At 57.3% G+C, this 23,438-nt stretch carries 17 protein-coding genes; 12 read left to right on the plus strand and 5 right to left on the minus strand.

Annotation, left to right across the window (positions count from 1 at the left end; translation table 11 throughout):
• The first annotated feature begins 67 nt into the window (after positions 1–67).
• Both ACTHSL_RS01245 and ACTHSL_RS01250 read left to right on the plus strand, forming a co-directional pair.
• Positions 68–868 carry an NUDIX domain-containing protein gene (locus ACTHSL_RS01245; protein WP_440380033.1) on the plus strand — a complete coding sequence of 267 codons (801 nt, stop codon included), beginning with the start codon at positions 68–70 and terminating at the stop codon, positions 866–868.
• A 197-nt stretch (positions 869–1,065) separates the two neighbouring features.
• Entirely contained in the window at positions 1,066–2,598 is a 1,533-nt protein-coding gene (locus ACTHSL_RS01250; protein ID WP_440380034.1) for an L-lactate MFS transporter, read from the plus strand.
• A 423-nt stretch (positions 2,599–3,021) separates the two neighbouring features.
• Here ACTHSL_RS01250 and ACTHSL_RS01255 read toward each other — a convergent pair whose 3' ends face one another.
• The 4 genes from ACTHSL_RS01255 to ACTHSL_RS01270 all read right to left on the minus strand — a co-directional run bounded on the left by ACTHSL_RS01255 (position 3,022) and on the right by ACTHSL_RS01270 (position 8,410).
• A complete protein-coding gene (locus ACTHSL_RS01255; protein WP_440380035.1) occupies positions 3,022–3,639 on the minus strand; it encodes a biliverdin-producing heme oxygenase in 618 nt (205 codons plus the stop codon).
• Between the two features lie 358 nt (positions 3,640–3,997).
• Positions 3,998–6,454: a TonB-dependent hemoglobin/transferrin/lactoferrin family receptor gene (locus tag ACTHSL_RS01260; protein WP_440380036.1), complete on the minus strand. Its 2,457-nt coding sequence runs from the start codon at positions 6,452–6,454 to the stop codon at positions 3,998–4,000.
• Positions 6,455–6,839: 385 nt separating this feature from the next.
• Complete coding sequence (locus ACTHSL_RS01265; protein ID WP_440380037.1) at positions 6,840–7,586, minus strand: lysophospholipid acyltransferase family protein; 747 nt, start codon at positions 7,584–7,586, stop codon at positions 6,840–6,842.
• Between the two features lie 74 nt (positions 7,587–7,660).
• A complete protein-coding gene (locus ACTHSL_RS01270) occupies positions 7,661–8,410 on the minus strand; it encodes a GNAT family N-acetyltransferase (protein WP_440380038.1) in 750 nt (249 codons plus the stop codon).
• A 127-nt stretch (positions 8,411–8,537) separates the two neighbouring features.
• Here ACTHSL_RS01270 and pgeF point away from each other — a divergent pair, with 127 nt between their 5' ends.
• From pgeF to ACTHSL_RS01290, 4 genes are all read left to right on the plus strand, one after another.
• Entirely contained in the window at positions 8,538–9,326 is a 789-nt protein-coding gene (gene pgeF, locus ACTHSL_RS01275; RefSeq protein WP_440380039.1) for a peptidoglycan editing factor PgeF, read from the plus strand.
• Between the two features lie 642 nt (positions 9,327–9,968).
• Positions 9,969–11,288 carry a DUF445 domain-containing protein gene (locus tag ACTHSL_RS01280; protein ID WP_440380040.1) on the plus strand — a complete coding sequence of 440 codons (1,320 nt, stop codon included), beginning with the start codon at positions 9,969–9,971 and terminating at the stop codon, positions 11,286–11,288.
• Between the two features lie 203 nt (positions 11,289–11,491).
• Positions 11,492–12,352, plus strand: coding sequence for a phosphoribosylaminoimidazolesuccinocarboxamide synthase (locus ACTHSL_RS01285; RefSeq protein ID WP_440380041.1), 861 nt, complete (start codon positions 11,492–11,494; stop codon positions 12,350–12,352).
• A gap of 92 nt (positions 12,353–12,444) precedes the next feature.
• Complete coding sequence (locus tag ACTHSL_RS01290) at positions 12,445–12,900, plus strand: WG repeat-containing protein (RefSeq protein ID WP_107853346.1); 456 nt, start codon at positions 12,445–12,447, stop codon at positions 12,898–12,900.
• A gap of 72 nt (positions 12,901–12,972) precedes the next feature.
• On the opposite strand, the gene greB is transcribed toward ACTHSL_RS01290, so the two are convergent.
• Positions 12,973–13,461: a transcription elongation factor GreB gene (gene greB, locus ACTHSL_RS01295; RefSeq protein WP_049253613.1), complete on the minus strand. Its 489-nt coding sequence runs from the start codon at positions 13,459–13,461 to the stop codon at positions 12,973–12,975.
• A gap of 136 nt (positions 13,462–13,597) precedes the next feature.
• Here greB and recB point away from each other — a divergent pair, with 136 nt between their 5' ends.
• From recB to ACTHSL_RS01325, 6 genes are all read left to right on the plus strand, one after another.
• Positions 13,598–17,167 carry an exodeoxyribonuclease V subunit beta gene (recB, locus tag ACTHSL_RS01300; RefSeq protein WP_440380042.1) on the plus strand — a complete coding sequence of 1,190 codons (3,570 nt, stop codon included), beginning with the start codon at positions 13,598–13,600 and terminating at the stop codon, positions 17,165–17,167.
• 78 nt (positions 17,168–17,245) lie between these two features.
• Positions 17,246–17,518, plus strand: a complete 273-nt coding sequence (locus tag ACTHSL_RS01305) for an accessory factor UbiK family protein (protein ID WP_003770747.1) — start codon at positions 17,246–17,248, stop codon at positions 17,516–17,518.
• Positions 17,519–17,618: 100 nt separating this feature from the next.
• Positions 17,619–18,644 (plus strand): ABC transporter substrate-binding protein, encoded by a 1,026-nt coding sequence (locus tag ACTHSL_RS01310; RefSeq protein ID WP_440380043.1) that lies wholly within the window; start codon positions 17,619–17,621, stop codon positions 18,642–18,644.
• A 209-nt stretch (positions 18,645–18,853) separates the two neighbouring features.
• Entirely contained in the window at positions 18,854–19,759 is a 906-nt protein-coding gene (locus tag ACTHSL_RS01315; protein ID WP_003770739.1) for an ABC transporter permease, read from the plus strand.
• Complete coding sequence (locus ACTHSL_RS01320; protein WP_003770738.1) at positions 19,756–20,550, plus strand: ABC transporter ATP-binding protein; 795 nt, start codon at positions 19,756–19,758, stop codon at positions 20,548–20,550. Before ACTHSL_RS01315 ends, ACTHSL_RS01320 begins: the two co-directional genes overlap by 4 nt.
• A gap of 310 nt (positions 20,551–20,860) precedes the next feature.
• A complete protein-coding gene (locus ACTHSL_RS01325) occupies positions 20,861–23,278 on the plus strand; it encodes a TonB-dependent receptor (RefSeq protein ID WP_440380044.1) in 2,418 nt (805 codons plus the stop codon).
• The last annotated feature ends 160 nt before the right edge of the window (positions 23,279–23,438 follow it).

Below are 23,438 nucleotides of genomic sequence, written 5' to 3' on the forward strand. Positions count from 1 at the left end.
CCCCCTCATCCTTTGAGGCCGTCTGAAAACCATTTGACGAAAACCATTTGACAAGGAACAGAGCGATATGAGCACAACCGATTCCCGCCCGTTGCTTCACGTCGTCGCCGGCATCATCCTGAACGGCCAAGGCGAATACCTGCTGTCTTCCCGTCCGGCGGGCAAGCCTTATGCCGGCTATTGGGAATTTGCCGGCGGCAAGGTCGAGGCTGGCGAGAGCGAAACCGCCGCGCTGCAACGCGAATTCGAAGAAGAACTCGGCATCCGCATCCATGCCGCCGTGCCGTGGCTGTGCCGCGTCCATTCCTACGAACACGCCCGCGTCCGCCTGCGTTTTTACCGCGTGGCGGCAGACCAATGGTCGGGCGGCATACAGGCGCGCGAAGGCCAGGCATGGTCTTGGCAGAAAGCGGGCGACTTCACCGTTTCCCCCATGCTGCCCGCCAACGGCCCGCTGCTCAAAGCCCTGTCCGTGCCGACCGAACTGGCACTCTCCGCCGACGGCGCGCTTTGCGGCGAAAACGGCATGGGCGCATACCGCGTCGTGCCGTATGCGTCGGCCTTGCCGCAGGAGGCGAATATTTTGTTGCCCGTCGGCGCACTGCAAACCTCCGGCAGGCCGCCGCAGGCCGAAAGCGTATGGGTAGAGGTGACGGACGCAAACGAATACCGCACGGCGGCGGCATATCCGGCAACCGATGTCTTGTTGTGGCGCATGGCGGACGGTTCGGACGCACAGGCCGTACTCGAAGCCTTGGGCGAAGGCTGCGCCGTACCGCTGGCCGTGGCCGCGCCCGCCGAAACGGCTGCCGCCTTCCGCAGCGCATGGCTGGCCGCCGGCGCGCAGGCCGTCGTGATAGGCGGATAAGGCCGATAAGCGGAAAAACAGCGTCTTCCCGCCCATCCGCTGCCGTTGTCGGGCAAACAAAATTCAGTCATTTTGAAAGTCAAGATATTTCATCTTGACCTGCGTTAAATTTGGTTAGAATAAGGCCGTCTGAAAAATGCTTTTCATGCTTTTCAGACGGCCTCTTCTTTATTAACTTCCCATATGCGTCCGTTCTCATGTCCTTCTTAGATAAAGCAAACACCGTAGCGCCGGCCGACTTCAACCGCTGGCTGGTGCCGCCCGCCGCGCTGGCGGTACACCTTTCCATCGGGCAGATTTACGCCTATTCCGTTTTCAACGCCCCGCTGACGAAAATCCTCGGCATCACCGAATCCGCACCCGGCGACTGGTCGCTGGCCACCGTGGGCTGGATATTCAGCATCGCGCTGGCAGTGCTGGGCGCATCGGCCGCAATGTTCGGCAGATGGATGGAGCGCGTCGGCCCGCGCAAAGCGATGTTCGTTGCCGCCGTCTGCTTCGGGTTGGGCTTCCTCGTCTCCGCGCTGGGCGTGCGGCAGCACAACCTGTGGCTGCTATACCTGGGCAACGGCGTACTCGGCGGCGTGGGGCTGGGTTTGGGCTATATTGGCCCCGTCTCCACGCTGATGAAATGGTTTCCCGACAAACCGGGCATGGCCACGGGCCTGGCGATTATGGGCTTCGGCGGCGGTGCGATGCTGGCCTCCCCGCTGTCGGTGGTGCTGATGGACTTCTTTAAAAGCGCGACTTCGGTTGGCGTAGCGGAAACCTTCGTCGTCCTCGGCATCCTCTATTTCTTCTTCATGCTTTTCGGCGTGCTGACCATCCGCATCCCCGCAGAAGGCTGGAAACCTGCCGGCTTCGTGCCGAAAGCGGGCGGGAAACTGGTCAGCAGCAAGCACGTTACCGCCTCACAGGCCGTCAAAACGCCGCAGTTTTACCTGCTGTTTTGGATTCTGTGCCTGAACGTTACCGCCGGCATCGGCGTGCTGGGACAGGCTTCGGTCATGATACAGGAACTGTTTTCCGAACAATCCGTCGGCGCGGGTGCGGCGGTCGGTGCGGCGGCGGCGGCCGGCTTCGTCGGCCTGTTGAGCCTGTTCAACATGGGCGGCCGCTTTTTCTGGTCCAGCATCTCCGACCGGTTGGGGCGCAAACCGACCTACAACCTCTTCTTCATCCTCGGCGCACTGCTCTATTTCGCTATCCCTTCGTTGGGCGAAAGCGGCAGCAAAACGCTGTTCATCATCGGCTTCTGCGTCATCATCTCAATGTACGGCGGGGGATTTGCCGCCATGCCGGTATACATCAAAGACCTGTTCGGCACACTGGAAGTCGGCGCCATCCACGGCCGCGTCCTACTGGCCTGGTCTACCGCCGCCGTACTCGGCCCCGTGCTGGTGAACTACATCCGGCAGGGACAAATCGACAGCGGCGTACCGGCAGCACAGGCATACAGCATCACCATGTACATCATGGCCGGACTTCTGATTCTCGGCCTGATCTGCAACCTGCTGGTGCGGCCGGTAAACGAAAAACACCATGCCGACGGCAGCTTCCACATCCCGCACCAAGTGCCGGAAGAAAGCGCGTTTGAAGAAGCGGCACAGGCGGCGGAAGAAATCGCCCACAGCGGCACGGGCGTGAAACTGCGCTGGCTCACGGTCGGCATCCCGCTGGCCTACGGCGTGATTATGGTGGCGGCCAAAGTGTTGGACTTGTTCCACTAAAGCCTGCGCCGCCTGCACGGGAATGACATTTAACGCTCGATTCGACATCTGAAACTCAGTGAATCGTTGATATATATTCCGTCCGCACAACAATCAGAGGCCGTCTGAAAAACCGAAACACGGTTTTCAGACGGCCTCTCTGTTTATTGCCGCTTACTGCTTAATGAAGACCCATGCCGTCATTCCCGCGCAGGCGGGAATCCAGAATGTGTAAGTGGGGGGAATCTTGTTGTTATCTGATAAATTCCTGTTTGGGTAAAGCCGGATTCCCGCCTGCGCGGGAATGACGTTTAACACTCGATTCGACATCTGAAACTCAGTGAATCGTTGATATACATATTCCGTCCGTACAACAATCAGAGGCCGTCTGAAAAACCGAAACACGGTTTTCAGACGGCCTCTCTGTTTATTGCCGCTTACTGCTTAATGACGGTGCGCCTGCATACCGGCCGGAGCTTCCGCATCTGCGGCCAGGCCGAAGGTTTCGCGCAGTACGACTTTGTAGAACGCAAAGGCTTCTTTCGCACCCTCAATCGCCTCGGCCTGAGCTTCTTCGCTCAAAGGCAGCGCGTTTAAGAGTTCGACGAAGGCACGCCAGTGTTTGCCGCGGCCGTCGGGATGGGGAGCCAAATGGCGCGCGCCTTTTTCTTCGTTGAATTCGAGCTGTTTGGCGTGTTTGAACAAGAAAGCCGCGCCCAAGTTCGAGCCTTCGGCGCAGTACAGCCAGCCGATGGCTTTGTTGCCGGTTTCGTGCGGCAGCGGTTTATCGTATTCGTAAGGCTGTTCGCCCAAGTCGGCCAAATCTTTCACCACGGCATCGTAACGCGCCATATATTCCAGTTCGGGGATGGCTTTGTTCAATTCGGGGTCTTTATAGATGTGGTCCACCGCTTTGTGGAACACGGATTGCAGTTTCAAAAACTTGATGTAGTTTTCATTGTTGGCAAAAGGCTCGACCGACATCACCAGATTGTCCACGCTGTCGTGCACGGTGGTGGTTTTTTCTTTGAGTGTTTTAGCAAAGGTGGTTTCGTTGCTCATTCAATATTTCCTTTCGGGTTGTATGCTTTCAGACGGCCTCCCGATACTCCGGAGGCCGTCTGAAACGGTTTGAAAAAGATGTATTGCGGCAAAAATTCGGGCTAATAGGAATATTTCGCTGCGAATATGGTGCGGATTATCCCCGACTGCGGCGTTCTCTGCAAATTTTTCTTTACATCAACTTATTCAAATTTCACGTTTTTTTATTATCAGAACAGCGTGGGGCGAGCCGCTCCTGTCAATCCGCACAGGCGGGCGCAGCCGATAAAAAAGAGACGGCGGGTTGCCGCCTCTTTCTGCCGTTTCAGACGGCCTTTTTCTTACAGACAAGAGGCCGTCTGAAATGTTTGGTTTCGGGTTAGAACTTCCATTCAAGCGATACGGAGTAGTTGCGGCCGGGGGCGTAGAAGCGTTCGAGGCCGGGATAGCCGCCGTATCTACTATGCGGATCCCTACCGACCGAGTTGACCAGACCACCGGTAATGTTCAGGCCGCGCAGACTGTCCCATGTGTGGTATTTGCGGTCGAACAGGTTATATACGCCGGCACGGAAAGTGAGGTTTTTGCCCGGTTTGTAGTAACCGAACATATCGAATACCCAAGCCGATTTGCTCAGATGCGGCCACACGCTGTAAACACATTTACCCTCGCCACGATAGTCGGGGTGGTTACAGTTTTTGTATTTGGCATCGCCCGCGTGTTTCGCACCGGTATGGGTCAGGCGGGAGAAAACACCCCATTTGCCTGCTGGCTGCTCGTAATCGATGCCGACAACGGTTTTAAACGGCTGGATGGACAGCAAATCCGCGTCTCCGGACAAATTTCCCCTGCTGTAACCAAGCGTGCCGAACAGTTTCCAACCCTCGGGAATCGGCGTGAAGCTGTTTAAATTCAGACGGCCTGTCATCTCGATGCCGTAGATTTTGGCCTTGTCCATATTCTGCATTTGCTGGAACGGTGTGTAGCGGTATGGCTTGGTGCTGCAATAACCATATTGTTCGTAAAAAGGTGTACATGAAGGACTGTAAGAAGGATTGGCTGCTGACACCAACGTTTCCTGTTCATACAAAAAGTCTTTATAGCGGGTATGGTGCAAGTTTACGTCTAAGTTACCTACTTTACCTCTACCCGTCAGCTTAAGGTTTTGCGTCAAACTGCGTTCGGCTTTCAGGTTGGGATTAGACAACCATGCGCCCGCCGGATTGTCGCGATAGTCGAAATACATTTCCGAAGCATTAGGCACACGGAAACCTGTGCCGATGCTGTAACCCAGTTGCCATGCGTCATTCAACTTCGCATCCGCACCCACTACCCAGCTCCATCCTTTGAAAGTGCTGTCGGCGGGTTTGGGATAATAACAATTTCGGCAAAGCAATCCGTTCAGATAAGGTACAAGACGAGAGTACGGATTGGATTTATTTAAATGATCCAATACAGGATTACCTTGGGGGCTGACCTTGGTATGGTCATATCTAATTCCTGCATATCCTGAAAAAATATCATTAAAAACAATCCGATCATGTAAGGAGAAATTATACTGTACTGTTTTGGTCGGATACATCATGGTTTCTTCGGTATATGGCAGCCAGCCATTGTCATAAAGCCTATCGCGGTGCAACACGTCAAATTTACGCTCGGAAACCGATGTCTTAAACGATAAGGTTTGTTTTGTGCCCCATAATTGCAAAGGTTGGCTGTCAGCACGCAGCGACAGGCGTTTGAGACGGGTGGTGAAAATGCGGATATTATCGTCGCTGGGTTTTCTTGGTTTAAAATTACCCGAGTAATCATAATGATCGCGCGTGCCTTCATAGTTGTAGGCGGAAGAAACGGCTTTTTGATAATCCAAATCCGCTTTGACTAACGCCAACCAGTCGGAATCGGGTGTGAATTCATAAAAAGCGTTCCAAGTGCGGCGTTTGGCACGGTCGTCGGATTCGCGGTATTTGCTGGGACCCCATACGCCGGAATCTTCAATGATGTAGTTGTTGCCCTGTTGGCCGCTCAAAGATGCGCCGATGCGGTGGTTGTCGTTAAAACGCCATGCCCATTTGGCAAGGAAACTGTGGTTTTTATGCTTGGCCGCATCGGGGATTTGACGGCTGCTGCCGTAATCGCGGGTTTTCGGGCTGTCTTCGGGAATGGTGTAGCCGCCCCGGCTTTCCATTTCATGGCCGTGCCGGTGGGAATACAGCAATACCGCTTCGGCTTTCTCTCCCTGATAACCCGTACCGACGGTATTGACCCATTCGCGGTTTTTGCTGGCGTAGCCGCTGCGCAGCAGAAAACCCAACTTGTTATCGGGCTGCACGATGTCGGCGGCGGTAAGTGTGCGGTAATTAACCCCCCCCCCTAAATTTCCGCTGCCTTGATTGAACGAATCTGCACCTTTGACGATTTCAATAGTGCGGGCAAGTTCGGGGTCAATGCTTTGGCGCGAAGTATTCAGGTTGCCATAGCGTTTGTAGAGTGAGTTTTCTTCCGAATCGGGCAGAGCCACACCGTCAATGCTGATGCCGACACGGTTGTCTTCCACGCCGCGTATGGCAAAGCCTTTTTGGTGGCGGCCTTGGTCGGCCACACCCACATCGGGCGAATAGCGCACCAGGTCTTTGTTGTCGCGGATCATTTGCTCCTGAATAGCGTCGGCATTGACACGTTCGGTTGCAATAGGAGCGTTGCGACGGCCTTTTACCGTTACTTGTTTCAGCGCGTCTGATTTTTCCACCGGTTCGACGCTGTCGGCCGCATGGGCGGCGCAGCAGAACAGAAGCCCTACGGACAAGGCTATCGGCGTCATTTTGTTGTGCTTCATATTATTTTGTTTCCTTTGAGAATGACGTGTATCCGGCATCACATTGTTTGCCGGATGGTTGGGATACGAAGTAATAATTGGATTGATAATGGTTTTCTTATCGGAGGCGGATTATCGGCGATGAATTTTGTTAATGCAAATTATTCTTTACACCTTTCCGCTTCAATTTCACACTTCTTCATTATTTGTAGAATGTGATGTATTCTCTATTGTATTGTGCCGTTTTGCTTTTTCTTCGGTGGTGTTAAAAAACATTTTTTTGGAATAAAAAACATCTGCTTTTTTCTGTTGATATTTTGCAACAATTGGAGATAAAAAAAACGGCATGAGCTTTAACTCATGCCGTTTTATCCATTACGGGAGAATATTTGAATCTGCTATTCAATCAGCCTAAATCCTGCTGTTTCTGACTTAACAAGGCATGGATGGCGCGGGCGGTTTCCTGTCTGGCTTCGGTGGCGGCGACCGGCTCGAGGAAGTGCAGTTCTACCGTGCTTTGCGGTTGGGAAATAATGGCGCGGATGGATTGCCACAGGCTGATGTCGCCGTAGTAGGCGGCATGGGGGTTCGGGCTGCTGCCATCGGGGTTGGGATAGCGGCAGAGGACGGGCAGCAGGGGGACGCCTGCTTCATAGGCCGCCTGAAAAAAGCTGGTTTTAAAGGGAAGGATGCTGCGGCCTTCGGTGCTGGTGCCTTCCGGAAAGAGGGTTACGGTGTCGCCGTTTTGCAGGGCTTCGGTAACGCGGCGGATTTTTTCGCTGTTGCCTTCGGTGCCTTTGTTGCGGGCGACGTAAACGGTTTGCGCCTGTGTGGCGAGGTAGCCGATAACCGGCCATTTGGCCACGTCGTCTTTGGCGACGAAGCGGCCGGGGAAGGCGGCGTTTACGGCCATGATGTCCAGCCATGAAATGTGGTTGCAGATCAGCATTTGGCCGTGTTCCTCGGAGGGGGGGCTGCCGTAGGTTTTCAGTTTCATGCCGCATGAGGCGAGGACGCGCAAAGACCATATCTGTATGGCGCGCAATTTGCGTTTTTTGCTGTAAAACGGGAAGAGGAAGAACATTTCGGCCATGCCGTAAAGCAGGCAGCCGCCTATGCAGAACAGGCGGTATATGAAGCGTATTTGATCCATGTATCGGGCTTTTTTATGATTATACGGACAGGAGGCCGTCTGAAAGGTTTTCAGACGGCCTTTTGTCGGCTGTTTCAGACTTTCGGGGCGAATTTTTGCAGGTAGCGGTCGCTCAGTTGCGTGATGTCCATCATGATTAAGACATCCGCACAGTTGAAGGCTTCGTCCACGCAGGGTTCGCCGCAAAACCACGCGCCGGCTTTCAAATATCCTTTAATCAAAGGCGGCACGGACGGGTCTTCAGACGGCGTGATTTCGTTCCATTTAAGGGGGTTGAGCGGTTTGACGCACCATTGTTCCGGCGCGAGGTATTTTTCTTTCAGGCTGTGGTAAAGCGCGGCCGCGTCGCTGCCGCCGTCGTGCATTTCGATGCTGCCGCAGCCTATCATGAAGCGCAGGTTTTCGTCTTTCATGAATTTGACCAGGCCCGTCCACAGGAGCATGACGAGGCCGCCGTTGCGGTAGTCGGGGTGGGTGCAGGCGCGGCCGAGTTCGACGGTTTGCGGCAGGATGTCTTTCAGCGGCGAGAGGTCGAATTCGTGTTCGCTGTACCAGCCGCCGACTTTTTTGGCGGTTTCTTCGGTAATCAGGCGGTAGCAGCCGATGACTTCGCCCGTGGCGTCGTCGAAGGCGAGGAGGTGGTGGCAGTGCTCGTCGTAGGGGTCGATGTCGCGCCCGTCGGTGTTCGGGATGTCCGCGCCCAATTCTTCGGCAAACACGCGGTAGCGCAGGCGTTGCGCGGCTTCGATTTCGGCTTGGGTTTCGGCCAAGCGTACGCTCAGGCCGATTTTGGGACCGGTGGAATTAAAACGGCTGCTGTTCATGTGATTTGTCTGAATCCGGATGTAAAAGGGCGGCATTATAGCCAACATCTCGCCGCGGCGGGAAATCGGGTATGATAGGCCGTCTGAAAACACACTCTGCCTTTTCAAGGACAATGAAGGAATCACCGTGAAAACCATCAGTCAAACCCTCAACCTCGTTTCAGACGGCCTGCCGTTTTTTCAGGCGGAATGGCCGGCACCCGCCAACGTGAAAACATTGGTCAGCACCCGAAACGGCGGGGTGAGCCAAGCCCCCTATGCTTCCCTGAATGTCGGCGGCCATGTCGGCGACCGGCCGGAAAACGTCACGCGCAACCGCGAAATCGTGCAGGCCGCCGTACCCGTGCCGCCCGCCTACCTGAACCAGACCCACAGCAGCATCGTGCTGCCCGCCGCAGACGTGCCCGGCAGCACGCCCGAAGCCGATGCGTCATTCGACCGCACGGGCACGGCGGCTTGCGCGGTGATGACGGCAGACTGCCTGCCCGTTCTGCTTTGCGATCGCGCGGGCACGGTGGTGGCCGCCGCCCATGCGGGCTGGCGCGGACTGGCAGGCGGCATCCTGCAAAACACGGTGGCCGCGATGCAGGCCGATCCCGGCGCAATCATGGCCTACCTCGGCCCCGCCATCGGCCCGGACGCTTTCGAGGTCGGCGAAGACGTGCGCGAAGCCTTCTGCCGCCTGCATTCCGCCGCCGAAAACGCCTTTGAAGGCATAGGCGGCGGCAAATACCTGGCCGACATCTACACCCTCGCACGGCAAATCCTGCGCCGTGAAGGCGTAAACCTGATTTACGGCGGCACGCACTGCACCGTATTGGAACGCGACACCTTTTTCTCCTACCGCCGCGACGGCCAAACCGGCCGGATGGTCAGCATGATTTGGCTGGAAAAACCGGCTGGCGAGGCCGTCTGAAAACCGCCGTGCAAAGGCCGTCCACAAGCCTTGTTTACCGCCCTGTATAGAAAATGTGGATAAGCAGGATAAACCCTTCAAACGCCGTCGGAAAAATAAAATACCTAAAAAACAGGCAAACTTGAAACATCCGCACCACAACGGCAAACACCTTTTTCAGACAGCCTGAACAAGCGATACAGCAACAAAACCCACAGCCGCTGTTTGCCGCCCTGTTCAGCAAATGTGGATAAGCGGGATAACCCCTTCAAACGCCGACAGAAAAATAAAATGCCTAAAAAACAGGCAAACTTAAAACATCCGCACCACAACGGCAAACACCTTTTTCAGACGGCCTGAACAAGCAGTGCGGGCAACAAAACCCACAGCCGCTGTTTGCCGCCCTGTGCAGCAAATGTGGATAAGCGGGATAACCCCTTAAAACGCCGACAGAAAAACAAAATGCCTAAAAAACAGGCAAACTTAAAACATCCGCACCACAACGGCAAACACCTTTTTCAGACGGCCTGAACAAGCGGTGCGGGCGACAAAACCCACAGCCGCTGTTTGCCGCCCTGTATAGAAAATGTGGATAAACCCCCTAAGCCTTTCGGGAGACAGGCAAAAAACAAACTGCACAAAAAATAAGCACAAGGAACCGCCATGCAAACCCTTTCCGCCGCCGCACGCACCCAAGCCGCACGGCTGCGCCTGAAAAAAAGCCGCCGCCTCGCCACCGCCCTGCTTCTGGCCGCCGCCGCACTGTTCTGCCTTTCCGCAGCCTTCCTGCACCGTTATCCCCAACTGGCCTACCTCAAAGCCTTCTCGGAAGCCGCCATGATAGGCGGGCTGGCCGACTGGTTTGCCGTTACCGCCCTTTTCAGACGGCCTCTCAGACTGCCCGTCCCCCACACCGCCATCCTGCCGCGCAATCAAAACCGCATCGCCGACGAACTCGGCCGCTTCATCGAATACAACTTCCTGCGCGAACGGCCGGTCGCCCTGCGCGTTTACCGCGCCGCACCGACGGAAAAACTACTGCGCCGCCTGGCCGACCCCGCTGTCCGCCGCATCTGGCTGCCCCCGCTCTGCGCCCGCCTGCCCGACCTGCTGCAAACCATGCCGCCCGAACAGGCCGCCCGCTTTGCCGCCAAACTGCTGGCCGAACAATACGACGGCGGCAAAATCGGCGGCACGTTGGCCGACGGCATGGAACTGCTGAAAAACCGCGACATGCACGAAAGCCTGTTCCTCGCCCTGCTCGGCCACACGCGTACATGGCTGCAAAGCGAAAGCACCCGCGTGCTGCTGGAACAAAACCTGCGCGAATGGGCGGCCAAAATCGACAGCGGTTCGCCCGGCAGCTGGGACAAACTCAAAGCCTCCCTCAAATCCGCCCTCGTCGGCCGCGTGGACGACTGGGTGGCGGCCAAAGTGCTGGATTGGGCGGACGGCTGCCTGGCCGATGCCGCCGCACAGCCCGACCACGCCCTGCGGCAAATGTTCGACCGCCAATACACCCGCATGATCGGCGAACTGCGCCACTCCGCAAGCTGGCACCGCCGCCTCGAAGCGGGCAAGGTGCAACTCGCCGCCTCCCCCGCCCTACAGCGCAGCCTCGCGCAACTGTGGCAAAGCCTGACCGAATGGACGCGGCGCGACACGGCGGCGGAAAGCTCGCGCATACGCGCGCAAATAGAAAAACTGCTCGACCGCATCCCGGCGCAAATCGAACACAACCCCCGCCTCATGCGCCGCGCCGACATCCGCCTCGCCCTGCTCGCCCGCGAACTATTGGGCAGCAACAAAGGCCGTGCCGCCGCCTTCGTCGCCGAACAGGTCAAACGCTGGAACGGCGAAGAAATCACCGACAAACTGGAACTCGGCCTCGGCCGCGACCTGCAATACATCCGCATCAACGGCACCCTCGTCGGCGGCCTAGCCGGCCTCTTGATTTACAGCCTCTCGCAATGGCTGTTTTAAAAACAAACTTTAAAGGCCGTCTGAAAACATTCCGCCGCCGCAAGGCTGCACCTTCACCTCCCCAATTGAAGGCCGTCTGAAAAAACCGTTGCATAAAATCCCGGCCGCACACGTTTTTTCAGACGGCCTCCTGCTGCAAAACACGCTGTTTGGAGTACAATGCGCCCCTTTCCACACCCTTTCAACCCACAGGAAACCCGGCCATGACCCACATCGGTTTGAAAAAAATCTATTCCGGCAAAGTACGCGACTTATACGAAATCGACGATAAACGTATGCTGATGGTCGCATCCGACCGCCTCTCCGCCTTCGACGTCATCCTCGACGACCCCATTCCCGGCAAAGGCGAAATCCTCACCGCCATCTCTAATTTTTGGTTCGGCAAACTCGCCCACATCATGCCCAACCACTTCACGGGCGACACCGTTTACGACGTATTACCGCACGAGCAGGCGCAGGCACTGGAAAAACGCGCCGTCGTCGCCAAAAAACTGACCCCCGTCAAAGTGGAAGCCATCGTGCGCGGCTACCTGGCCGGCAGCGGCTGGAAAGACTACCGGCAAACCGGCGCGGTATGCGGCATCCCGCTTCCTTCCGGCCTGCAGGAAGCCCAGCAGCTGCCCGAAGTCATCTTCACCCCGTCCACCAAGGCCGCCGTCGGCGACCACGACGAAAACATCAGCTTCGAAGAATGCCGAAACATCATCGGCAAAGAGCTGGCGGAAGAAGTGCGCGACAAAGCCGTCCGCCTGTACACCGAAGCGGCCGAATACGCCAAATCGCGCGGCATCATCATCTGCGACACCAAATTCGAATTCGGCCTCGACGAAAACGGCACGCTGACCCTGATGGACGAAGTGCTGACCCCCGACTCCAGCCGCTTCTGGCCGGCAGACCAATACCGGGTCGGCACCAACCCGCCCTCGTTCGACAAACAGTTCGTCCGCGACTGGCTGGAGCAAAGCGGCTGGAACAAACAGGCCCCTGCCCCGCGCGTTCCCGCCGACGTCATCGCCAAAACCGTGGAAAAATACCGCGAAGCCCTGACCCTGCTGACCCGCTGAACCTGTTTTTCAGACGGCCTCCCCTCGCTAAGAGGCCGTCTGAAAACATTTTCCCTCCCCGTTTACACCCGAACCGCACAGAAAAAGCCGATATGAACAAGAAAACCGCCGCACTGTTTTCCGCCGCCTTTTTAGCAGCCGCCACCCTGCCCGCCGCCGCCATCGCCATGCCCTCCATCTGCGTCAAACCCGACCCCGATGTCGCCGCCCGCTTCGACGGAGTAGGCTGCTACGACAACGTCGTGATGCTGATTCAAAAAAACGGTCTTTACGGCTATGCCGAATTGGACGGAAAAATTATTATCCCGCCGCAATATCAAGATGCAGCCGACAAACCGGCGGAAAGGTTTCCGAGAAACCGAGAACTGCTAATACCGGTAAAAAAAGGCAAGCTTTGGGGCTACATCGATTTGTCGGGCAAAACCCGCATCCCGTTCCGCTATCAGGAGGCCGAGCCGTTTATCGATCAATACGGCACGTCCGCCAGAGTGCGGCAAAACGGCCGTGATTTTTCAATCGACCTCAAAGGCCGTGAAGTCAAACAATAAAACCGACAAGCCGAAACGCAAACAGAGCCGGATATTTTCCGGCTCTGTTTGCTTATCCCGCCACGGGCGGACTCAATCGATTCTGACATAGGCCACTTCGAGGATTTCGATGTCCTCGCGTCCCTCCGGCGTGTTCAGCGACACTTCGTCGCCCTCCCGCGCCTTAATCAGGCAGCGCGCCAGCGGGGAAATCCAGGAAATTTTATTTTGCGCGGTGTCGATTTCGTCTATGCCGACGATTTTTACCGTCTGCTCGCTACCGTTGCCGCGCAGCAGGGTTACGGTAGCGCCGAAAAAGATTTGGTCGGTGGCCTCGCGCGTTTCCGGATCGACGACCTGCGCCGCCTCCAAACGCTTGGTGAGAAAGCGGATACGGCGGTCGATTTCGCGCATCCGACGTTTGCCGTAAAGATAATCGCCGTTTTCGCTGCGGTCGCCGTTGGAAGCCGCCCAGTTCACAATCTGCACGATTTCGGGCCGTTCTTTATTGACCAGCCGGTACAACTCGTCTTTCAAGCTGCGCCAGCCTGCGGGCGTGATGTAGTTCGGAGTGTCGCTCATAGCAAAGGCCGTCTGAAAAAAAGCGGCATTTTAGCGCGAAAGGCGGCGAAAAAACCACAAGTTCAACCCGCCGCCGCAACGTTTCAGACGGCCGCCTTGCTATAATGCGCCTTTTCCACACTTCCGACCCGCCGCCATGTCCCGCAGCATCCTCCCGTTCGACCCGCTAACCGTCCCAGTACAAGGCACCGCCTTAATCGAAGCCTCCGCCGGCACCGGCAAAACCTACGGCATCGCCGCCCTCTTCGCCCGCCTGATCCTGCTGGAAAAGCTGCCTGTGGACAAAGTGCTGGTGGTTACCTTCACCAAAGCCGCCACCGCCGAACTGAAAACCCGCCTGCGCGGCCGTTTGGACGAAGCTTTCCGCCGGATACGCGGCGACAAAATGGACGAAGAAGCCGACGATTTCATGCGCGGCCTGCTCGAACAGGCGGAGCGGCAGGAAACGCCCGAACGGCTGGAACTGCGCCTGAAAGCCGCACTGTCGCAGTTCGACAACGCCGCCATCTACACCATCCACGGCTTCTGCCAACGCCTGCTGGGCGACTACGCCTTCCTCTGCCAAGTGCCGTTTGAAACCTCCTCCACCGACGACAACGACAAACGCGATCTGAACACCTACGCGCAGGATTTCTGGCGGCAAAACGTGTCGCACGACGCGCAAAACGCCCGCCTCGCCTTTCATGCCGACCTCACGCCCGACCAAGTATTGCAACAGTTTTCCCGCTACCTGGGCCGCCCCGACCTGCTTTTCAGACGGCCTCAAACCGATTTGGCCGCCGAAACGGAGCGGGCGCAGGCGATTTGGACGGAACTGCAACAGCGTTTCTCCGAACTGAAAGACCTGTTCTGGCGGGTGCATCCCATGTTGAACGGCAACAAATTCCGCAAAAACACCTACGAAGCCAAACTGGCCGAACTGGAAAAACTGCTGCAACAAACGGCGATGCCTGCAAAATGGCTGGAAACAAACCTGGGCAACACCAACGGGGAAAGCGTTTTTTCCGCCGACTACCTGACCGCTGCCGTCAAAAAAGGCCAAACCGCCCCCGAAGCCGACCTGGCCGCACTGTCCTTCCTCCACAAAGTCCGAACCGCGGCATCCGCCCTGCTCGATGCCGAACAACAGGCACTTATCGCCCTGCAGCTCGACTGCCTGCAATACGTCCGCCGCACCGCCGCCGAACAGCGGGCGACGCGGCAGGAACGCAGCCCCGACGACCTGCTGCTCGACGTTTACCACGCCCTCACCGCCGGCGTGCACCAAGACAAACTCGCCGAAGCCGTCTCGCAAAACTGGCGCGTCGCCCTGATAGACGAATTCCAAGACACCGACCCGCTGCAATACGAAATCTTCCGCCGTACCTTTGCCGCCCACGGCAACCCGCTCTTCCTCGTCGGCGACCCCAAACAGGCGATTTACGGCTTTCGCGGCGCGGACATCTACGCCTACCTCCAAGCCGCCGCCGACACCCCCGTCCATTACACCCTCGCGCACAACTACCGCAGCCACAGCCTGCTCATCGACAACATCGGCCGCCTGTTCCAACAGAAAGAACGCCCCTTCGTCCTCGAACACATCGGCTACCCGGCCGTTACCGCCCCGCGCGAGACAAGCCGCCTCACCCCGCCTCAGGCGGCATTGAAAATCCGCTGGCTGAACGACGGCGGCGAACCCGACCCCAACAAAGAAACCCTCCGTAGCCGCGCAGCCGAATACTGCGCCGACGAAATCGCCGCCCTGATCAACCAAGCGGCGGAAGGCCGTCTGAATTACAAAAACACCCCCGTGGAAGCCGGCCAAATCGCCGTTTTGGTCCACAGCCACAACCAAGGTGCGATGATAAAGCGCACCCTGGCCGCACGCGGCATCCCCAGCGTCTCCATAGAGCGTGAATCCGTATTTGCCGGCGAAGAAGCCAAAGCCCTGGCCGCACTGCTCGGCTTCTGGCTCGAACCGCGCCGCACCGAACCCCTGCGCTTCATCCTCGCAGGCACCCTATTCGGCCAAACCGCCGAACAACTCCATGCCCTCAACTGCGACGAAGCCCTGCTGTCCGGATACATCTCCGCTGCCGAAGATTTCCTGCAAATTTGGCAGCGGCAGGGCATCTACGCCGCCCTGACCGCCTTCGCCCGCCGCTACGGCCTCGAAGGCCGCCTGCTGGCCGCAGACGGCGGACGCACCCTGACCAACTTCTGGCAGCTGGCCGAACTTTTGGCCGACGAAAACGAAAACAGCCACACCCCCGCCGCCCTGCACCAATGGCTGCTGGCCAAAATCCAAGACCCGCCCCAAAACGAAAACGCCGTCCTACGGCTGGAAAGCGACGAGGCACTGGTCAAAATCGTAACCATCCATGCCTCCAAAGGCCTGCAATATCCCTTCGTCTTCTGCCCGTTCTCCTGGGATACCGCCGAAAAGAAAAACGAAGCATGGCACATCCTCCACCGTGAAAACAGCAGCGAACTGCTTGCCGACAGCCAGCTCGACGAAGCCGACCGCGAACAGCTCGACGACGAAGACCTGGGCGAACGCCTGCGCCTGCTCTACGTCGCCCTCACCCGCGCCGAAGAACAACTCGTCATCTATGCCGCCCGCTGCAGCAGCACCCCGCGCAACACCTTTGCCTACCTGCTCGAAGGCCTGCCTTCAGACGGCCGTCTGAAAACCCGCCAAGCCTACGAAGCCGAGAAAGAAAACCAAACCGAAATGCTGCGCCGCAACTGGCTGCGCTGGATAAACGCAGCCCCCGAAGGCATCGAATGGCAGGAAGGCGCACCCCTTTCGGCAGCCGTGCAAACCCGCCGCAGCAGCGGCACCGAATACCGCGCCGCCGTTTACCCGCCGCGCCGTTTCAGCTTCGTCCGCCACACCAGCTTTACCGGCCTCACCCGCCACCTTGGCCACGGCCCGGCCCGGCCCGATGACGACGACGGACTGCAACCCGCGCTCGACCCGGCCGAACTGTCCGCCGACAGCCTTCTGCCGCTTCCCGACACGGACAACGCCCCGCGCAACATCTTCCACTTTCCCCGCGGCGCGACCGCCGGTATCTGCCTGCACGAAATCCTCGAAAAACACGACTTCACCCGCCCCGCAGGACAACAGCGCGAAAACATCGCCGCCATATTGGAAAAACACGGCATCGAAACCGAATGGCTGGATGCCGTCTGCCTCATGGCCGACCAAACCGCCGCCGCACCGCTGCACGGCGGCACCACCCTCTCAGCCCTCCCCGCCGCCCGCCGCAAAGCGGAAATGGGCTTCGTCATGCACTTCGACCGTTTGGAATTAGGCCGTCTGAAAAACCATCTGGCCGCCGTAGGCCTGCCCGAAGCCTGCACCGCCGCCGCAGAACGGCTGGACTTCCACACCCTGCAAGGCTTCCTCAACGGCTTCATCGACCTGACCTGCCTGCTGCCCGACGGCACCCCCTGCATCATCGACTACAAATCCAACCACCTGGGCATGGACACCGGCAGCTACACCCAATCCGCCCTCGACCAAGCCGTCGCCGACCACCACTATTACCTCCAAGCCTGGATTTACGCCCTTGCCGCCGCCCGCCACCTCAAACAGCGCGGACAGATGCCCCGCACCGTCCACATCCGCTACCTCTTCCTGCGCGGACTCGATTCCGGCGGCAGCAACGGCATCTGGTCGTGGGACATCCCCACCGCCTCACTGGCCGAATGGCTGTAGCGCAAACTTTTCAGACGGCCTGTTTGCCTATACAATGCCGCGTCATCCGCCCTGTTCAGTTTAAAGAAGGAAACAGCCATGTTCGGTTCGAAAATCTTAGAAGAAGTATCCGCCAAAATCGGCGAAACCATCGCCAACAGCCCGGCCAAAGATATGGAAAAAAACGTCAAAGCCATGCTCGGCAGCGCGTTTAACAAAATGGATCTGGTTACCCGCGAAGAATTCGACATCCAGCAGCAAGTCCTCATCAAAACCCGTACCAAACTGGCCGAACTCGAAGCCCGGCTGGCCAAACTGGAAAACCCGCAGGAAACATCCGGCGGCAGCGAAAACGGCACAGAGGCCGTCTGAAAAGACTCATCCGGCAAACGGCAGGCAAAACGCCTGCCGTCATTACAAAAACATACAAAACCCGCTATAATTTAACCCTTTCAGCGAAAGAAAACCGACCATGACCCCGCGCACCGCATACACCAGCTCCATATTCGGCATCATTGCCGCCACCATCCTCGCCGCCTGCACACCGGCGGACAAACAGGCCGACAACGGCCAAACCGCCCCCGCCCCGGCTGCTTCGGCGGCGGAACAGAAAAAAATCGCCATCACCGCCATCGCCGACCACCCCGCGCTCGACACCATCCGCGCAGGCGTTCTGGACGGCCTGAAAGCCGAAGGCTTTGAAGAAGGCAAAAACCTCACCGTAGACTTCCAAAGCGCGCAAGGCAGCACCGCCAACGCCGCCCAAATCGCGAAAAAATTCGCCGGTGCCAACCCCGACGCCATCATCGCCATCACCACCCCGAGCGCGCAGGCAGTCGCCGCCGCCACTAAAAACATCCCCCTCGTTTACACCGCCGTAACCGACCCCGTCGGCGCCAAACTCGTGCCCTCGCTCGAACCCTCGCACACCAACATCACCGGCGTATCCGACGAACTGCCCGTCGGCCCGCAAATCGACCTGATGAAAAAACTGGTGCCCAACCTGAAAACCATCGGCTACGTCTACAGCCCCGGCGAAGTCAATTCCACCACCGTGCTCGAACGCCTGAAAGCCAAAGCCGCCGAACAAAACATCGAAGTAGCCGCCGCACCCGCACAGCGTTCGGCCGACGTATTAACCGCCGCGCGCAGCCTGGGCGGCAAAGCCGACGTGATTTTCACCTCGCTCGACAACAACGTCGTCTCCTCTTACGAATCCATGTATAAAGCCTCGATGGAACTGAAAATCCCCCTGGTCTCCTCCGATGCCGACTCGGTAACGCGCGGCGCAGTTGCCGCCTTGGGCATGGACTCCTTCGGCACGGGCCAAAAAGCAGGCAAGCTCGCCGCAGCCGTTTTGAAAGGCGGCAAACCGGGCGATATGCCGTCTGAAAAACTCGACCAGCTCGACCTCTACCTCAGCAAAAAACACGCCGCCGCACTGGGCATCACCCTGCCGGAAGAGCTGCTGAAAGAAGCCAAAGAAGTTAAAGAATAAACCCTCCTGCAAAATATCCGGCCACACCGTTTTCAGACGGCCTCCCGAAAAAAGGCCGTCTGAAAACGTAAGTGGCCGAATCCGCATAACGGGTAAAACTTAAATCGGGGCAGGGCGGCACAACGCATTCCGTCCCCAATCCAGCCACTGCCAACAGCCGTCCCGCCATACCGGCACATCGGAAACAACCAGAAAGAAACACCGCAGCAATGACCTTGATCGCCTTTTTCGGCGGCATCGAAACCGGCCTGATTTACGCATTAGTCGCCTTGGGCGTTTTGATTTCCTTCCGCATCCTCGACTTCCCCGACCTAACCGCCGACGGCAGCTTCCCGCTCGGCGCAGTCGTTTTCGCCGTCTCCGTCGGAGCAGGCGTAAATCCTTGGCTGGCCTGCCTGCTTGGCGCATTGGCCGGAGCGGCCGCCGGCACCGTTACCGCCTGGCTGCACGTTTCACTGAACATCCTGCCCCTTTTGGCCAGCATCCTGGTCATGGTCGCCCTCTATTCGCTCAACCTGCGCATTACCGGCGGCACGCCCAACCTGCCCCTTATCGACACGCCCAGCGTCTTTTCCCCCTTTACCGCACCCGATTTTTCCAACCAATTCTGGGTACAGCCGCTCATTGTCCTGTTTTTCGTCATCGCCGCAAAACTCCTGCTCGACTGGTTCTTCAACACCAAAACCGGCCTGGCCGTACGCGCCACCGGCATTAACGCCCGCATGGCGCGCGCCCAGGGCGTGCCCACCTCTAAAATGATCGTCCTCGGCATGGCCCTCTCCAACGCCCTTATCGCCCTGGGCGGCGCACTCTTCGCCCAAACCAGCGGCAGCGCCGACATGAGCAGCGGCATCGGCACCATCGTCATCGGCCTGGCCGCCGTCATCATCGGCGAAAACCTGCTGCCAGCAAAACGCATCTTCCTCATCACCCTGTCCGCCGTCCTCGGCTCTATCGTCTATCGCCTGATGATTGCCTTCGCACTCGGCAACGAGCAACTGCAAAGCATAGGTGTGCGCCCCACCGACCTGAACCTGATTACCGCCGTACTGGTCGTATTCGCCCTGCAACTGCCGGCCGTCAAACGCCGTCTGAAAAGGAAACCGACACCATGATGCGCGCCGACAACCTGAAAGTAACCTTCAACCCCGGCACGGCCATCGAAAACCCTGCCATGCGCGGCATGAGCCTGCACATCAGAGACGGCGAATTCGTTACCGTCATCGGCAGCAACGGCGCGGGTAAATCCACCTTCCTCAACGCCGTCAGCGGCGACCTGATGGTGGACAGCGGCAGCATACATATCGACGGCCGCGACGTTACCCGCCTGCCCGCCCACAAACGCGCCCACCTCGTCGCCCGCGTCTTCCAAGACCCGCTTGCCGGCACCTGCGAAGCACTCAGCATCGAAGAAAACATGGCGCTGGCCTACTCCCGCGGCCGCAAACGCGGGCTGGGTTTCGCCCTGAACCGCCAAAACCGCGAACTCTTCCGCGAAAAACTCGCCCTGCTCAAACTCGGCCTCGAAAACCGCCTCACAGACCGCATCGGCCTGCTCTCCGGCGGCCAACGCCAAGCCGTCAGCCTGCTGATGGCCAGCCTGCAACCAAGCAAAATCCTGCTGCTGGACGAACACACCGCTGCCCTCGACCCCAAAACCGCGGCCTTCGTGATGGAGCTGACGGAACAAATCGTCGCCGACAACAAACTGACCGCCATGATGGTTACCCATTCCATGCGTCAGGCACTCGACCACGGCAGCCGCACCGTCATGCTGCACCAAGGCCGCGTCGTCCTCGATGTCGGCGGGGAAAAACGCGCGGGCATGGACGTTCCCGACCTGCTCGACCTGTTCGAACGGACGCGTGGCGAACAAATATCTGACGACTCTTTATTACTAGATTAACGATAAGGATAAAGTGCCTAACCACTTATCGGAAATGTGTGCGCCTGTCATGTCAGACGGCAAACCACTTCCCGTAAACACACGCAATTAAAAATTTATTTACTCGGAAATTCATATAATTAGATAAACATTCTCTGTAAAGTTATTTGCCGAATCAACGATAGAGGCCGTCTGAAAGCATCCAACCATGTTTTCAGACGGCCTCTCTTTTCATCTGCAGAGAAATATTTTTTACTTCCCTATTAACATTTTTTTTTCGCTAAATGATATAATATAACTGTTTTTGATAGATTATAGCATTAGGAAAAGTATGAACCCTTCAAATAAAATCAAATTATCCGTACTTCTCACCATTGCCGCCTTTCCTGCGCTCTCATATGCCGAAGATGTGCAAACCGGGGAACTTCCCGAAGTAACCGTATCCGGCAAACGGCCGGCGCAAAGCGGCAGCCGCTTGGACAGCGGAAGCAAAGATTCGCTGGACATTCTGGACGGACAAAAATTGAAATCCGCCCGCAGCACCTCATTGGGGCAGACAGTAGAAAGAATCAGCGGCGTACAAAACAGCAGCTTCGGTCCGGGCAACGGCACACCGCAAATCCGCAGCCTTGGCGGTACACGGGTGAAACTGATGGAAAACGGCTTGGGCATTTCGGATACGGCAGCCTTCGGCGGCAACCTGCCTACCGCTGTCCATCCCTTTATGGCCGATAAAATCACCGTACATAAATCATCCACCGCCGTACTTTACGGCGGCAACGCCATCGGCGGCGCGGTAAACGTAGAAACCGGACAAATCCCGGACGAACTGCCTGAAAAAAACTGGACGGGCAAAGCCGAAGTAAGCGGCGGTTACAACACACCCCACACCGAGCTGCTGTCTCTAGACGGCAAAATTGGCAAAATAGCCTGGCATGTAGACGGCATCAACAGCAAAATTTCCCACTATCGCATACCCGGCAACAGCAAAGCCGATGCCTGCTACAATTCCGTCGGCGAAAGGCACTACTTCCCTCTTGGGAAAGCCTGCCAATTCGACGTACAGTACGACTTTTTTTTCAATAAAGGCTACTACCGTTATGTCATGCAGAATTACCTTGACCGCGGCGAAGCATGGCGCGACATGATGGGGCTGGATTACGCCGACATTTACAGGACAGAACGGCCTCAGTGGGGAAATTGGGCGGAAAACCCGCTGTATGATCCGAGCATCACCAGCGGCAAGGGTCAAACCGTCAAAAGCATCACCCACATCACACCCAACGAACACGGCAAACTTACCAACAGCCACCAACACACCCGTAACTTTTCCGTCGGCGCCAGCTATATCGGCAGCCAAGGTTATGCGGGCATCGGCGTCAGCCGTTACCTGACAGACTACGGCATGCCCGGCTATTCCTTCCTCCGCACCCGCAGCCATCTGGACGGCTCATTGCCGACCAACATCTCCGCCGACCAAACCCGCTGGACGGCCGAGGCCCAATACCGGCCGAACAACAACTGGCTGGATAACGTCAAAACACAACTGGCTTACACCGATGCCGAAAACCGCGAACTGCTTGCCGACCACTTCGTCAGCAGCATCGACAGCCGCAGTACGCAGTTGCGCGTCGAACTCAACCACAAAATCGGCAGCCTGGTACGGGGTAGTGCCGGACTGGATTGGAAAAAACGCCGTACCGGCGGCGAAGGAATCGACCGCCTCATGCCTGACACCCGATCACAATCCTACGGCATCTTCGCCTTGGAAAAATTCAACTACCGCAACTGGGAAGCCGAAATCGGCAGCCGGATAGGCCGTGTCAGCCATACCCCAAACTTCAACGGCTTCAAACCGATGCGTAACTACGGCGGTTCACTTGAGAACAAACAATACCGCTACAGCCTCAACAGCAATCAGGCCGCATTGTCTTGGAAACCCTTTGATGCCTGGCGCATCGGCATCCGCCACAGCCGCTCGCAGCGCGCACCCGAAATCAACGAGCTGTTTGCCGCCAACCGCCACTTTGCCGTCTTTGCCAACGAAAGCGGTAATACCGACCTGAAAAAAGAAACCGCGAAAACCTGGGAGCTGTCCAATGAATTCAAATGGAAAAACATCACCCTGAAAGCCGCCTACTACCACACCGCCTTCGACAACTACATCTACCTCAACGACAGCGGCGCAGAAGTAGAATGGATGCCGCTGCGCTACTGGCAGCAGGGGGACACCAAAATCCGAGGCTTCGAACTGGAATTCACCCACCTCTTCGACCTCAACCGCGCGGGTAATTTGAAAGCACGCCTCTTTGCCGACCTGGTCAAAAACTACCCTGCTGAAAATCACAGCTCTTGCAGCCCGGAAGACTCGAGAAACCATGAAAAATGGCTGAAATGCGTCCGCTCCCACAACCAAGGCAAATACATGCCCGCCATGCCTACCTCTCGCTACGGCATCGGCTTGGAATGGAGCAAAGGCAACTGGCTGCTCGACAGCAGCCTGACGCGCTACACCGCACAAAAACGTCGCGGCCGCGCCATATATGAAGAGCCCAACCTCGGCGGCTACAACATATGGGACGCCTACCTCTCCTACACCCGCAAACTGCCGAAAGAGCTCACACTTGAATGGTTTGCCGATGCACGCAACTTAGGCAACGTCGAAGCACGGCCGCACAACTCCACCCTCAAATATCTTGCCCCGCTTCCCGGACGCTCCCTGCGCACCGGACTGCGGCTGAATTTCTAAACTACAGCCGCACAAAAGGCCGTCTGAAAACCGATTAAGGCTTTTCAGACGGCCCCTCTTTGGCACATCCGCATACAAATCCGTTACAATACCGCCTTTTCAGACGGCCTCTGATGCCGCAAACCGTCCCAATCCTTTTCCGTATTCCCCTCGAGTATGG

It is taken from the genome of Neisseria sp. P0008.S010 (assembly GCF_051962715.1).
Classification (GTDB): Bacteria; Pseudomonadota; Gammaproteobacteria; order Burkholderiales; family Neisseriaceae; genus Neisseria; species Neisseria elongata.

Bases quoted from the DNA above. Each gene is read 5' to 3' on its own strand.
- greB (WP_049253613.1), bottom strand. From the start codon at position 13,461: ATGAGCGACACTCCGAACTACATCACGCCCGCAGGCTGGCGCAGCTTG.
- ACTHSL_RS01320 (WP_003770738.1), top strand. From the start codon at position 19,756: ATGATGCGCGCCGACAACCTGAAAGTAACCTTCAACCCCGGCACGGCC.
- ACTHSL_RS01250 (WP_440380034.1), top strand. From the start codon at position 1,066: ATGTCCTTCTTAGATAAAGCAAACACCGTAGCGCCGGCCGACTTCAAC.
- ACTHSL_RS01270 (WP_440380038.1), bottom strand. From the start codon at position 8,410: ATGAACAGCAGCCGTTTTAATTCCACCGGTCCCAAAATCGGCCTGAGC.
- ACTHSL_RS01265 (WP_440380037.1), bottom strand. From the start codon at position 7,586: ATGGATCAAATACGCTTCATATACCGCCTGTTCTGCATAGGCGGCTGC.
- ACTHSL_RS01255 (WP_440380035.1), bottom strand. From the start codon at position 3,639: ATGAGCAACGAAACCACCTTTGCTAAAACACTCAAAGAAAAAACCACC.
- ACTHSL_RS01280 (WP_440380040.1), top strand. From the start codon at position 9,969: ATGCAAACCCTTTCCGCCGCCGCACGCACCCAAGCCGCACGGCTGCGC.
- ACTHSL_RS01325 (WP_440380044.1), top strand. From the start codon at position 20,861: ATGAACCCTTCAAATAAAATCAAATTATCCGTACTTCTCACCATTGCC.
- ACTHSL_RS01315 (WP_003770739.1), top strand. From the start codon at position 18,854: ATGACCTTGATCGCCTTTTTCGGCGGCATCGAAACCGGCCTGATTTAC.
- recB (WP_440380042.1), top strand. From the start codon at position 13,598: ATGTCCCGCAGCATCCTCCCGTTCGACCCGCTAACCGTCCCAGTACAA.
- ACTHSL_RS01285 (WP_440380041.1), top strand. From the start codon at position 11,492: ATGACCCACATCGGTTTGAAAAAAATCTATTCCGGCAAAGTACGCGAC.
- ACTHSL_RS01305 (WP_003770747.1), top strand. From the start codon at position 17,246: ATGTTCGGTTCGAAAATCTTAGAAGAAGTATCCGCCAAAATCGGCGAA.
- ACTHSL_RS01245 (WP_440380033.1), top strand. From the start codon at position 68: ATGAGCACAACCGATTCCCGCCCGTTGCTTCACGTCGTCGCCGGCATC.
- ACTHSL_RS01260 (WP_440380036.1), bottom strand. From the start codon at position 6,454: ATGAAGCACAACAAAATGACGCCGATAGCCTTGTCCGTAGGGCTTCTG.
- ACTHSL_RS01290 (WP_107853346.1), top strand. From the start codon at position 12,445: ATGAACAAGAAAACCGCCGCACTGTTTTCCGCCGCCTTTTTAGCAGCC.
- ACTHSL_RS01310 (WP_440380043.1), top strand. From the start codon at position 17,619: ATGACCCCGCGCACCGCATACACCAGCTCCATATTCGGCATCATTGCC.